We start from the raw sequence: 13,136 nt of genomic DNA on the forward strand, positions 1-13,136 counted from the left end.
CCCCCCCCCCCCCCCCCCCCACTACCGATAATGGAGTCCGCGTATTCATAATGGGCGGCAGGCAATAAAAAAGCCCGCTTGCAGCGAACTGCCAGCGGGCTCTGCTCCCTCCCCCACGTCGGGATGCAGGGCCATCGTGCGGGCTGCGAAAGCACTTTGCACGCTGCACTGCAAAACAAAACCGGCCGGTTCGGGTGACCCCGGTAGGGAAAAGCCATTCCACGAAGGTAGAACCCCCCGTACGGATGAGGATGGCCGATAATCGGGTTTCCCCCCAGAAACACTGTCGTCATGTCTGTTGATCGCATCGCCAACGCGCGTCTTCGTGACCGCGTGGTCTCCGCCGAGACCGCAGCCGCGCTGATCCAGCCCGGTGAAACCGTGGCCATGAGCGGCTTTACCGGCTCCGGGTATCCCAAGGCCGTTCCCGTCGAACTGGCGCGCCGCATCGAAGCGGTGCATGCCCAGGGCAATCCCTTCCAGATCAAGCTGATGACCGGCGCCTCCACCGCGCCGGAACTCGATGGCGCGCTGGCCAAGGCCGATGGCATCGCCATGCGCATGCCGTTCCAGAGCGACCCGGATGCGCGCAACCGCATCAACGAGGGCAAGCTGGATTACATCGACATCCACCTCAGCCACGTCGCCCAGCACGTGTGGTTCGGTTTCTACGGCGAGATCGATACCGCCGTGATCGAAGTGTCGGCCATCCGCGAGGACGGCTCGCTGGTGCCCTCCACCTCGGTCGGCAACAACAAGACCTGGCTGGACCTGGCGAAGAAGGTGATCGTCGAGGTCAACGAATGGCAGCCGGCCGGCGTCGACGGCATGCATGACATCTACTACGGCACCGCGCTGCCGCCGCACCGCAAGCCGATTCCGCTGGTGAACGCCAACGACCGCATCGGCGACACCGCGCTGCGCTGCGACCCGGACAAGATCGTGGCGGTGGTGCGCACCAACGGCCCGGACCGCAACAGCCCGTTCAGCCCGATCGATGCGACCAGCGAGCAGATCGCCGCGCACCTGATCGAGTTCCTCAAGCACGAAGTGAAGAAGGGCCGCCTGCCGCCGAACCTGCTGCCGCTGCAGTCGGGCGTGGGCAACATCCCCAACGCGGTGCTGGCTGGCCTGGCCAAGAGTGGTTTCCGCGACCTGGCCGCGTTCACCGAGGTGATCCAGGACGGCATGCTCGACCTGCTGCGCGATGGCGTGCTGAGCTACGCCTCGTGCACCGGCTTCGCACTGAGCCCGCAGGCCAACGAGACGTTCAAGGAGCACATCGATTTCTACCGCGAGCGCATCATCATGCGCACGCAGGAAATCTCCAACCACCCGGAACTGGTGCGCCGCCTCGGCTGCATCGGCATGAACGGCATGATCGAGGTCGACATCTACGGCAACGTCAATTCGACGCACGTGATGGGCACGCGGATCATGAACGGCATTGGCGGTTCGGGTGACTTTGCCCGCAATGGCTTCCTGTCCGCGTTCCTGAGCCCGTCCACCGCCAAGAACGGCACCATTTCGGCCATCGTGCCGATGGCCAGCCACGTCGACCACACCGAGCACGACGTCTCGGTGATCGTGACCGAACAGGGCCTGGCCGACCTGCGTGGGCTGACCCCGCGCAAGCGCGCGCAGGTGCTGATCGACAACTGTGCGCACCCGGATTTCCGCGCGCAGCTGCAGGACTACTTCGACCGTGCCAGCCGCGAGAGCTACGGCAAGCACACCCCGCACCTGCTGCCGGAAGCGCTGTCGTGGCACCAGCGCTGGCTGGATACCGGCACCATGAAGGGCTGAGGCCCGGGGACCGTGGTAGAGCCGGCCGCTGGCCGGCTCTACCTTCACGCGGTACGCAGCGCCGCCAGCGATTCGGCCTGCAGCCGCTCGTAGATCTCGAACTCGTCATTCACCGCCGCGCCCAGCGCCTGCTCGAAGGCCTCGCGGTTGGCGTGGGCGGCATAGGCGCGCTGTTCTTCGCCGCCCAGGTTCGACTGGAAGATGCCCGCGGCGCTGACCGGCAGGAAATCCTCGTAGACGATCGGGTCGGCAGTGGCCAGGCCGGTGGCCACCAGCACTTCGGCCGGCAGGTCGGCCACGCGTTCCGGCGCGGCGCGGCCGGCGTCGGTCAGCTGGTAGCGGTAGTAGCCCAGACCTTCCTGGCGCAGTGTGTCATGGTCATCCGGGAAGCTGGCGAACACCGCCTGCAGGCGCTGGCCATAGTCGCCACCGGTACTGCCTTCGCCACCGGCATCGCGTGCCTGCGACAGCAGCTGGTCGTACAGCGCGCGCCCCTTCGGGGTCAGCGCAAGCCCGCGCTGCTCGATCTCGCCGAAGCGCGCGGTATGCGTGCCGGCATCACCGCCTTCGCTGTCCGGGAAATGCACCGCTTCTTCCAGTGCCTTGAAGCTGGTCTGGCGCAGCAGGATCGGGCAGGCGCGGCGCGGCGGGCCTTCGATCACCGCCTTGGCGGCCATGCCGTGCTCGATCATCGCCGCCTGCGCCGCGTCGATATCCAGCGTGCGCGGGGTCAGGTGGTTGATGTGCGGGCCACGGAAGCTGACCACGTCGGCCACCAGCCGGTGCGCCTTGTTGAGGGCGTGGTAGGTCGGCAGGTCGACAGTGGCGTCGCCATGCCAGCGGAAGGTTTCCAGCGCTTCTTCGACAAAACGTTCGGCGTCTTCCTGCGACAGGCCACCGTCACGCTCGGCCTGGTCGATCAGTGCCAGCGCGCCCTCGGTGAAGATGCGGCGGCGTTCGAGGATGCGCGCAGATTCGGCACGCAGCGCTTCGTCTTCGATCAGTTCCAGGCGCAGCAGCGAGGTGAACACACGGAACGGATTCTGTGCCAGTGCGGCGCCGGTGAGCGGCCGGAACGCGGTGGAGTGCACCGGCACGCCGGCCACCGACAGGTCGTAGTAGCCGACCGGGAACATGCCCATCACCGCGAACAGGCGGCGCAGCGTCGCCAGTTCCTGCACGGTGCCGACGCGGATCGCACCGTGGCGCTCCTCGTCCAGGCGCGCGCGCTCGTCATTGCGCTGCAGCTGCGCGGCCAGCGCCGGGTCCTGCTCCAGCACCTGCGCGTTGATCCGCTCCACCAGTTCCACCAGCGTGCCGTACAGCGGCACTTCGGTGCGGTACATGCGGGACATGGCCTGGGCGAACAGGCGGCGGATCACATCAGGCGAAACGAAAGAGGCGCTCATCAGTCACTCGATTACGGGAACGGGGAACAGCTCGAACCCGTATTGTCGCCGGAGCGTGCGGCGGCGGCGATATGCAGAGCAACATGACCGCATGCGGGTAGTGCCGGCCGCTGGCCGGCAATTCCTGTCCTATGCTCCAGGCACCCTCTGGATGCCTGGAGCATAGGACAGGAATTGCCGGCCAGCGGCTGGCACTACCGCTTCAGCTGGCGCTTCAGCGTGGCATCCAGGGTAATCGGCCGGTCCCAGTGCTGGTAGCTGGCCACGATGGCATGGCGCACGGCGCGGTAATGCAGGTTGTCCGGCGTGCGCGGCATGCGCTTGACCACCGCCTCCCAGCCGCCCTCCGGATTCTGGCTGAAGGCGCGCACGCTGTCGCGGCAGGTCTGGCCGCTGGCCTTGGCCCAGAAACAGGCGAAATAGATATCCCCGGCCTGCCAGCCGTGGGTGGTGAACAAGGCGCTGATGTAGCCGCGCGGCACGCCGGCATAGCGCGATACCTCATCGAGGAAGGCGTCGGGGTAGCGTTCGGCGTAATGGTTGATGTCCTGCAGCTGGGCATCCACCCAACTGTCACCGGTTTCCACGGTGTAGGCCGCCGCGCGCGCGGCGGTCTGCTGGGCCAGCACGGTGGCCGGCGCCAGCAGCAGGGACAGCATCAGTGCGCGCAGTCGGACGTTCATGCCCCGATTCTGCCGCAGCCGCCCGCCCCTGTCAGGCCGCCGCAGCCGCCTTGGCCTCGATCGCGGCCAGCGCGGCCGGCCAATCGTGCGCGGTATCGGCAGTGACCATGCGCGGTTCGTCGTCGGCCACGCCGTGCTGGGTCTCGTGGGCCCAGGTCACCGCGTACGGGGTATGCACGCCCCAGCCGCCAAGGGTCACCACCGGCTCGATATCCGAACGCAGCGAGTTGCCGACCATCACGAAGCGCTGCATCGGCAGGTCGAATTCGGCCAGCACGCGCGCGTAGGTTTCCGGGTCCTTCTCCGAGACGATCTCGATGCGCGGGAACAGCTCGCGCAGGTTGGCCACCTTGATCTTGGCTTCCTGATGGAACATGCACGTCTTATATGTCGCTGATTTTGCAATCATTTTAGAGTACAGTTCCGTAATCGGGGCAAATCTGGGGCAATATCGTGGCACGTCCTTCCAAAGCCGTGATGGCCGCCAAGGCCAAGTCCAAGGCGCTACTGGCTTCTGACTGGCAGTCATCCGTTCCCGGCGTGTTCTTTATAGCGGTTGGCGAGCCCCGATGGGCTGCCCGCATCCGGTGGCAGAAGGACAATGCTGTCTATCGCGACAAGACTCATGTCTGGAAGCTGTCGATCAGCCCCAAGACCGGTGGCTATACCGAGAAGGATCTGCTCCATTGGCAGAAGCAGGCGGAAGCTTGGGCCGAAGCCGAATGGCTTGCGTTGGAGAAGTCCAAAAAGCAGTTCTCACGAAGCGCACAAGCCAGCTCATGGACGCTGGAAATGCTGCTGACGAAGTACCTGGAAGGCCTGGACGACGAGTCGATCAAGTATCGCTCGTGCGCCTCGGATCGCTCGCGCGTTCGCGTGCTGCTGGGGATCGCCGAGAAAGGCGCCAACGCCCACAACAAGGCGTTCGCTCCCGTGCTGGGTAAGACGATGGACGAGCTGGCGCCCACAGACTTCTATACGGAGCGTCCGAAATCCCATCCCCGGGCCATCCTGCTCCACTACAAGGGCCGCAACGGACAGCCTCCCAAGAACAACGCCTGCATCAAGCTCATTCAGACCATCCGCACGGTGATGGGCCACGCCATCCGTGAGTGGGGGCTGGACTTGGACCTGACCAAGGTGCCCTTGCCACCGATCGCCAAGGATCCTGGCCGGGACGAGACCCTGACCGAAGAAGAGTTCGGCTGGATCATGGACGAGATGAAAGAGTGCGACCAAGCCACGCGGGACGTGGTGGTGATGAACCGCCACTCGGCCATGCGTCGTAGTGAGGCGGTCAAGCTGGACTGGGAGCGCGTGACTGCGGACAACACTGCGGCGAAGCTCACGAACACCAAGAGCCGACGGGTCAAGGGCAAAGATCTGCTGCGTGAGCGCACAGTCCCTTTCGCCCCTGCCGTGGTCGAGATGCTGGCGCGTCGCCGAGAAGCCAGCGATACCCAGGCTGGCGCCGTGTTCCTGACGGCTGCCGGCAATCGCATCTGGCCAGACGCCGTCACGAAGGCCTGGGAGCGTGCTCGCCGACGCGCCGCCCGAAAGCACAACCGCCCGGACATGCTGAACAAGCGGCTGCACGATCTGCGGCACACCCGCATTACGGAGCTGGGCGAGGACATGCCCGCCGCAATGATCGCCAAGATGTCGGGCCACGACGACTTGGCCTCCTTCATGAGGTACTTCAACCCGAAACCGGAGGCCATCCGGCGCAAGATGGCGGAAGCCGACCGCAGGCGCCTGGCTTCGGGCGGTACGGGAGGTCCATCGGCGGTAGAGACCGCGGTGGCGGTGTTGTCGGAGCTGTCGCCAGAGGAAATGGCCCAGGTCATGGCCATGTTGTTCACCAAGAAGGCCGCGGCGTAGGCCCTACTTCTTGTCGATCCACTTCTCGATCAGTTCGCCAATCCGTGCCTGCTCTTTCGTGGGCAGGCGTCCCACCATCAGGATGATCTTGGCCAAGGGGTCGGATGTGGCATGGAAGTAGGCCACCGGCAGGCCTAGAGCCTCAGCGATCTTGGCCAACGTCTGCTGATCGGGCTCGTGTTTCCCGGTCTCATATCGGCTAACCCGAGGCGCCCCCGTATTCTGGTCGTCCAAGCCCAGCACCCTCCCCAAGTCCGCCTGTGTCAAACCAGCCGCCAGCCGTGCCGCCCGAAGGCGACGGCCGAATAGCGTGGCGGGAGACTTGGGCTGCATGGCTGGACTGCGGGAAACGACCACATAGCCTGACCCAGACCCCCGGTTTAGGTCATTTGCGATTATCGCAAATTGCATGCGACCATGCCCCCGAGCCACTACCACGGGGGTACCATGAAACCAGTCGCTCTTCCCATACTGTTGATCTGCGCCCTTTCCGCCTGCAGCAAATCAGGAACCACTGCTCCCGATACGGATGCAACGCCCGAACCAGCAGTGGACACGGCGCCATCCGCGCCCACTTCATCCAAGCCCAACCCGGAAACTCCCGCTGATCAGTTCGTGATCATGGACACCGCCTTGGACTGCTTGGGGATATACGCCAACCTCGCACCGGCCGAAGGTAAGGAGCGCGCGGTCATCGAGTACGCACGTAAAGAAGACCCGACGTTCCGCAACCTCGAGGGGTTCGCTCGCGCCGACAAGATCAAGGCGATAGACGGGGCATATGAAGCAGCGGTGGCTCCCATGAAGGGCAAGACGCTCTTCACCTTCACGCGCCAAACGCGGGACGACTACCGCGAATACAACATGGAGACGAAGGCATTCTTCGACTCCACTCATATGACATGGGCGAGCGACGACCCGATGATGGGTTCGTCCGAGCCCCCTGGCTTGACCTTCACCGATGGCGATGGCCATTGCGTTCTGCAGCTCGTGAACACCGAAAACTGGAAGGCCCAGTTCAAGGTAGAAGACGAAGCACAGGCCCGAGCAGCCGATGCCGCCCGACAAGCGGGCAATGGCCATGTGAAGTTCTACCTGCAAGCGGTACAGGCCGATGGCGGAGAACTGGATTGGCCGCGAGTACGCGCAGAAATCGTTCGCGTCGAACTCGTGGACAAAGCCGGAAACATGCTGGCTCGCGCGCAACCTTCACTCTGATCAGGAGCCGTCATGAAGAGCATCCTTTTCCTGGCCATGATGGCCATGAATGCCACCGCTTGGGCACAATCCAACGAACAACTGCAGCGTGAGAACGCAGAGTCGCGAGCGCAGCTGGCCCAGCAGGACGGCCAACAAGCGCAGCCACTGGCCTATTCCATCCAATCGGTTCGCAAGCAAGAAAAGCCCAATGGCGCTTCGCACTTGGTTATTACCGTCCAGGTGCGCAACCAGAGCCGCGAGCCGCTGGCATTGAACTACTTGTCCCGCTCGACCAACCTGGTCGACAACCACGGACTGTCGTATAGCCCCACGCAGAACTACGGCAAAATCCATGGCATCCCGGTGGCCAAGAACACAGCCGATCCGTCCGTTAATCTACCCGTAGGCGGCTCCCTTACCTTCGTCATTGACGCGACGAATTACTTGAAGAACGGAGAACGCATGGGCTCGGAGTTCGATCTTCATTTCACGTTGGGCCACTTCGGCCACGACGCCAAAAGGCAGATCGTCAAATTGCGTGACTTCCCCGCCTCGTTCACTCATGTGCCGATCCGATAAGGACTGCTTGACCAGAAAGCTTCGTTACGCACTCTGTTAGGGCGGCGGGCCCACCTCGCCCTCGCCGCAGGGTCTCTATGCGGCCCCACCCCCGGTTTGCCGGGGGTGTCTTGTTTTGGGGTTGCCAAAACGCGCGCGCCTTTTACCGTGAGGGAATGCCGACCTATTTTCGCGTTCCTTTCAACGACAAGAACCACGCCAAGGCACTAGGCGCACGCTGGTGCCTGGATCACGAACTCTGGTATGCGCCGGATGGCTTCCCTACCATCGATGCAGCGCTGGCCGAGCATTGGCCCCGGATCACGCCCTTGCCTCCCGTGGAACACTTTCCGGTCGAGGATCGGGCATTCGGATCCAACCCAAGGCTTGCGGTAGACCTCATCCCCACCACCTGTTGGTACACCAGCGTCCGGTCATGCGTGGAGCCCGACGACTGGAAGCGGATCAGTCTGGGCGTGAAGCTGCGGGCGGGTCGTAAGTGCGAGTTGTGCGGGACACCGGCTAACCGAGAGCAGGACATCCACCTGGAGGCGCATGAGCGGTTCGACTACGTGGACGGCACCCAGGTCTTGAAGCGACTGGTCTGCACTTGCAGCCGCTGCCACCACGCTATCCATTACGACCTCGCTGAGGCAATAGACGAAGAACAGGCCGCCCGCGAACACCTGCGCCTGACAAACGGCTGGGACGACGCGTCCCTGGACCAGCACCTGCGGAAAGCCAACGCGCTGTGGAAAGAGCGCTCAGGCCGGCAGTGGGAGCTGGACCTGTCCATCATCGAGAACGCCGGCATTACGGTACGGCTGCCTGAGGCCGACAAGCTAGCCGAAAGGGCCGTCCACTTCCACAGGGTGCGCTCACCCGGCTCCACGCTAGACGAGTTCCTGGCCGCTCTGGGCTTTCCCGAATGAGCCAGTGGGTGCGAAGAACCCACTTCCAGAAGCGCACCCGCCACCTCTACGCGCTGGTCTTCGACCAGGAGCGTGCCGTGTACATCGGCCAGACCATCAACTCCAAGCAACGCGCAAGCCAACATCGGGCTGCGGCAGGCGGTTGGCTGAGGCCACATCGAATGGTTCTATTGGAAGCGATCGAAGGCACCTATGCAGATGCCGAAGAGCGCGAGTACGTGTGGCGCTGGGTCGCCCACATCAAAGGCTGGAAGGTCTATGTCCAGCCGCCCAACTTGATGGTGGATTTGGGCCGACGCATGGGGCTACTACGCCGCCTGGAAGCATGGCGGACCCGTTGGATGGTGGGATGGCCGGTCAATCGCCCCTGATCGCCTTCTCGAAGAAGCTGGGTTCCGACTTCGAATTTGGCTTGGGCTGGCGTTCCTCCCAGGTCAAAGTGCATCCGAACCGTTTTGCGCAGTCGTGTTGGGCGTACTTGGCTTCGGCGCGGACTTTCGCCTCAGCACGATCCCTCATCGCGGTGCCGATATGTTCGATTTGAAATACGCGTGGCGGTTCTGGCAACTGGCAATAATGCAGCTCCAGGTCGAAGACGCCGTCGTTGCGATGCTGGATTACGGCTCGGCACATAACGCCCCCTTTGGCTTGGATCGGCAGAAAAAGAAGGGGGCCTTGCGGCCCCCATCCCCTGGTGTTGCCAGCCGTCAGAACATTCTGAGGACATTGAACACCGTCAGCAGAAGTCCGACAGGCAGACCGAGTTCCAGTGCAAATTTGCGACTGAATCCTCGACGGCTTTGCCAGCTGGCTGACACGCTCAATAGAACCATATAGGCCTCCTTGTGTCGTGCTGCCCCGGCCCATTGGACGCGCCTTATGGGGCTCAGCCAGTCGGTGAGATTTTGTCTTTAAACGGAGACAGGGCCTCACCAACCACGCGCCGTTGCCCATAGACTCTCACAACAGGATGGGTCGGGAAAGCCCTGCCCCGGGCTACCGCTGCATCCCCTGCTGGCGACGCAACACCTGGTCGTAATCCTGTTCCATTGTGGGTGGACGGACGTTGGCCCGCTCCTGCCACAGGCCTTCCTGCGTGGCGTTCTGCTTCAAGTGATCGACGCCCAGCTTGTTGTGGATCTGGTCCAGCTCAATCTCTGAACCGTACATACGGAAACGCCCTCCCTTGAGTCGGGTGAAGGCCACCAGCGCAGACTGGTTGTCCATCATCTTGGCGTTGGCGAACAGAAACACGTCATCGACACCTTGCCCCTGGGCGTCGTGGACGGTGCGGCAGTAGCCCGCAGCCAGATGGCTGTATTCAGCCGTATCCACCGCCACGGCGAAACTGGGCTGGCCGCTTCTGGCCACCCGAAGGTTCAGCGCCAGCGAGCCCTTCTCTGTGCGGCCAAGCCCCTCCACCGTGGCCAAGTCGCCGTTGTTCACGCCTAAGGCTTGGTCGTTCTTGGTGAAGCGCACACGCTCGCCCAGGGCCACGCTCATGTCGAACTCGCGATCGCCATGCCGCCCGAGGAACGTGTGATCGTCCCCGGCCAGCTCGTTGCGCGCGCGTAGCTCCTGGCGCACCCGGAGCGTCAACGCCTGAATGTCTGCGTGATCGGAGGCCATCAGAAGCTTGTTGTCGAAGGCGTAGTGGCTGTTCAACCAGTCGGACACGCAAGCGTCCATGGCCTGGTCGCGGGTGTCGAACCCATCGATGCAGCCGCGGTCTTCCAGCTTCTCGTAGATCGTTCTGCTCTTCTCGAACACCTCGCCCCTGGACTTCGGCCCGCGGTTATCCAGGATGACTCGGCCGCGTTCGTCCCGGTCGTAGAGCAGGAATGCGATATCGCGGTCTTCGGCGTTCTTCTGGCGCCGGATCTCGGTCAACTCGGCCTGGCCCAACTTCCCCGATAACAAGCTCATCCCGCTGCCGCAACCAATCGGTTGGAGTTGTCGGGTGTCTCCTTGGGCGAGTACCTTCCCTCCTAAAGAGTCTACATATCGCATCAGTTCGCGCACTTCCCATGTGGGCACCATGCCGGCCTCGTCCAGCACTACCACTGACTTGTTGGTGAGCGCCGGCATGGTGGCGGTCAGCGGCTTGCCGCTTTCCAGCCGGGACAACAGCTGCTTGATGTTGATGGACTCCATTCCAGACTCTTCTTGCAACTTGCTAGCGGCCTTGTTGGACACGCATACACCGATCAGTTGCTGGCCGTTGGCCTCGAATGCCCGCTTGTAGACATCGGATATCGTGGTCTTTCCGCTACCAGCCACACCGGCCAGAACCGCATGCCCGCCGGTTTCGGAACACAGGTGGTACAGCCCGTTGGTTTGCTCTTGCGACAGCGTGAAGCCCTTCTCCTTCTGATAGTCGGCAATCGTCTGGGCCAGGACGGCCTTGGGCACCCGAACGCTCTGGTCGTCCTTGCGCTCCTCTGCTCGACGCACCACTTCCTGTTCCCAGTCCACGACCTCCGACCATGCGAAGCGCGTTTCGGTGTAGCGACGCGAGAGCATCTCGCCCTGGTCCATGGCGTGCTGCCGCTCAGGCGCGATCTTGACCATGGTGTCCCGCAGCCGCTGCACGTCTTCCTGCATGGCTTGTGGGCCATCTCCAGCCCGCGCCCGGAAGACTTCCCACTGAATGTCCACGTCTCTGACAACCGCCTTGCTCTCGTGGAGCTTGGCCATGATCTGCTCATCGGTGCGGCGGGGTGCCTGAACGTCCATCCGGCCCAAGTAGTGCTGGATATCGACCTCCACACCTTGGCCCTTGATCGACTCCTGCCACTGGGCAAACAGCTGCTCGGGCTCTGGCTCATCCTTGGCCTTGCGGGTCTGGCGCCACGCCTGGTCATGGGACATACCTGTGGCCATGGCCTCATAAATCTGGCGCTGCCGCTCGGAGAACATCAGCTCGGTGTCGCGGCTCACACCAGCCACACGCCACGACCGAATGCCGGTGTCCTGCCCTTCCTTGTTCAACTGGGCGTCCTGCTCAATGCCAAATCCCAGCTTGCGCATGTTCTCAGCCAGATGGGACTGGTAGACAGCGTCAGCAGCTTTCTGGTGGCGATAAAGCTCGCTGCTCTCGAAGGTGGCCCATTTTCCGTCTTCGCCTTGGGCCACACCGAACAAAATATTGTGGGTGTGGAGATGGAACCCGTTCTCCCGCTCAGTTGTGTGGTCACACGACACCCAGATAGGGCCGTTCACGCCGATGTAGTTTTTGCTGCCCTTGCCGCGGCGCGTCTCCATGGCACCTGTCAGCACTTCCATGGCCTTGTCGTTGGCGTCGCGGTGTGCCGCAAGGATGGCGCCGCGCATCTCGGGATCGGAAATGGCGAACATCATGGACACGGACTTGTTCGGACTGAACTTGCAGTCGTACCCCACCTGGTGGCCACCTTCCCACTTCGTGATGGGCTGGCCGTTCTTGTCCAATCGGGGCTGACCGTTGCGATCGAGCTTGACCTTTTGCTCGGGTAGAACACCTGCGTTCTGGCACAGGGCAGTCTTCTGGCCGTCAGGGGAGTATCCAGCGGCCAGTTCCAGCATCTGATCCTTGGTCACCGCCTGGCCGGTCAGGTTGAAATACTCAGCGCCGTGGCCACCCCAGCGCAGAGTGCCCTTCTCCATGCCCTTCTGGCCCACGTAGTAGCTCGTCAGCCGCTTGGTCTTCCACGCATAGTCCAGCATGGCGTCGCCGTACTTGTTGTGGCCTTGCGAGTTCAGGTCTTTGACGTTGAGCATGACTTCCAGTGTCTCGGGAATGCGCGATTTGACAACTACATCCTCCGGGCTAACGCGCCAGACTGGCCGCTCGTTCGCACCACGACAGACCCAACCAACTGGGTGAGCCGGGAGCGGGCGTGGAAGACCAAGATGTTCAGCACCTCATTTAGGTCTTCGAAGTACCCCATGTGGTTGTCCAGACCCAGGCTGTCTTCGGCGATCTGGCGCCGCACATCGTCCACGGGTCGATACCCGTCGTGGTCGAACAGTTCGGGGTTGGCTCCGGCCGCCAGAAGCGCTCGTACCACTCGGTGGTGGCCGGTGACGGCTGCATAGTGAAGGGGCGTGCGGCCCCGTTCGTCGGGCAGGTCCAAGGCGCACCGCGCACGCAACAAGAACGCAGTCTTGTCGTCCACGGGCTTATGCCAGAACGATGAGCCACTCAACATGACTTCGTGCAGCACGGTGCGGCCAAACTTGTCCTGGGCACTGACGTTGGCCCCGCACTCCATCAACTGCTGCATAGCCCGGATGGAATGTGGGTCGGGGGCTCGGAGCGCATGGTGTAAGGGCGTTCGTCCGTCGATGTCCCCTGCATCCAGTGGAGCGCCCGCCTCGCACAACAATCCGATGGCCTCCAGGTTGGCCCGCTCGGCGGCGATGTGGAGCGCCGTTCTGCCTTGAAGGTCGGTAATGGCCAACCCTGTTCTGAGGTCGGCCAGCAGCGTGCGCAGGTATTCGGTTGACCGAAAAGAGACGGCAACAATCAGGGGTACGCGGCTGGATCGTTCCGAGCCATGGAAGATGTCGTTGGGGTCGGCACCTTGGGCCAGGCGTTCCCGAAACTTCGGGAGCGGCAGAAGATGGCCGGTGGGTTTGAACAGCGACATGGAAGGCCTTGGGGAAGAAGGACCCTTCCATGCAAG

General features: G+C 62.9%; 11 protein-coding genes and 1 pseudogene. 6 read left to right on the forward strand and 6 right to left on the reverse strand.

The genetic code is table 11. The features are described from left to right. Positions 1–291: 291 nt before the first annotated feature. Positions 292–1,806, forward strand: coding sequence for an acetyl-CoA hydrolase/transferase family protein (locus O0J73_RS07085; RefSeq protein ID WP_053448609.1), 1,515 nt, complete (start codon positions 292–294; stop codon positions 1,804–1,806). 44 nt (positions 1,807–1,850) lie between these two features. Here the strand turns inward: O0J73_RS07085 and O0J73_RS07090 are convergent, their stop codons facing one another. From O0J73_RS07090 to O0J73_RS07100, 3 genes and pseudogenes are all read right to left on the reverse strand, one after another. Then, entirely contained in the window at positions 1,851–3,215 is a 1,365-nt protein-coding gene (locus tag O0J73_RS07090) for a VOC family protein (protein ID WP_004153932.1), read from the reverse strand. 194 nt (positions 3,216–3,409) lie between these two features. Further along, positions 3,410–3,898: a hypothetical protein gene (locus O0J73_RS07095; protein WP_308308322.1), complete on the reverse strand. Its 489-nt coding sequence runs from the start codon at positions 3,896–3,898 to the stop codon at positions 3,410–3,412. Between the two features lie 31 nt (positions 3,899–3,929). Continuing rightward, positions 3,930–4,274, reverse strand: a pseudogene (locus O0J73_RS07100) (HAD family hydrolase); the annotation flags it as partial. A gap of 77 nt (positions 4,275–4,351) precedes the next feature. On the opposite strand from O0J73_RS07100, the gene O0J73_RS07105 reads away from it, so the two are divergent. After that, positions 4,352–5,779, forward strand: a complete 1,428-nt coding sequence (locus tag O0J73_RS07105) for a site-specific integrase (RefSeq protein ID WP_308308323.1) — start codon at positions 4,352–4,354, stop codon at positions 5,777–5,779. A gap of 3 nt (positions 5,780–5,782) precedes the next feature. Here the strand turns inward: O0J73_RS07105 and O0J73_RS07110 are convergent, their stop codons facing one another. After that, complete coding sequence (locus tag O0J73_RS07110) at positions 5,783–6,190, reverse strand: helix-turn-helix transcriptional regulator (RefSeq protein ID WP_308308324.1); 408 nt, start codon at positions 6,188–6,190, stop codon at positions 5,783–5,785. Between the two features lie 36 nt (positions 6,191–6,226). Here O0J73_RS07110 and O0J73_RS07115 point away from each other — a divergent pair, with 36 nt between their 5' ends. The 4 genes from O0J73_RS07115 (at position 6,227) to O0J73_RS07130 (ending at position 8,840) form a co-directional block, all read left to right on the forward strand. Further along, the gene (locus O0J73_RS07115) at positions 6,227–6,997 is read left to right on the forward strand and encodes a hypothetical protein (protein WP_308308325.1); all 771 of its coding nucleotides are present in this window, start codon (positions 6,227–6,229) and stop codon (positions 6,995–6,997) included. Positions 6,998–7,009: 12 nt separating this feature from the next. Beyond that, entirely contained in the window at positions 7,010–7,558 is a 549-nt protein-coding gene (locus O0J73_RS07120; protein ID WP_308308326.1) for a hypothetical protein, read from the forward strand. 155 nt (positions 7,559–7,713) lie between these two features. After that, the gene (locus O0J73_RS07125; protein ID WP_308308327.1) at positions 7,714–8,469 is read left to right on the forward strand and encodes a DUF5710 domain-containing protein; all 756 of its coding nucleotides are present in this window, start codon (positions 7,714–7,716) and stop codon (positions 8,467–8,469) included. Then, positions 8,466–8,840, forward strand: coding sequence for a GIY-YIG nuclease family protein (locus tag O0J73_RS07130; RefSeq protein WP_308308328.1), 375 nt, complete (start codon positions 8,466–8,468; stop codon positions 8,838–8,840). Before O0J73_RS07125 ends, O0J73_RS07130 begins: the two co-directional genes overlap by 4 nt. 625 nt (positions 8,841–9,465) lie before the next feature. Here the strand turns inward: O0J73_RS07130 and mobF are convergent. After that, positions 9,466–12,228 (reverse strand): MobF family relaxase, encoded by a 2,763-nt coding sequence (gene mobF / locus O0J73_RS07135; protein WP_308308329.1) that lies wholly within the window; start codon positions 12,226–12,228, stop codon positions 9,466–9,468. A gap of 35 nt (positions 12,229–12,263) precedes the next feature. Next, a complete protein-coding gene (locus O0J73_RS07140) occupies positions 12,264–13,100 on the reverse strand; it encodes an ankyrin repeat domain-containing protein (RefSeq protein WP_308308330.1) in 837 nt (278 codons plus the stop codon). Positions 13,101–13,136: the final 36 nt, after the last annotated feature.

This window comes from Stenotrophomonas sp. Sm6012 (assembly GCF_030985895.1).
Taxonomy (GTDB): Bacteria; Pseudomonadota; Gammaproteobacteria; order Xanthomonadales; family Xanthomonadaceae; genus Stenotrophomonas; species Stenotrophomonas forensis.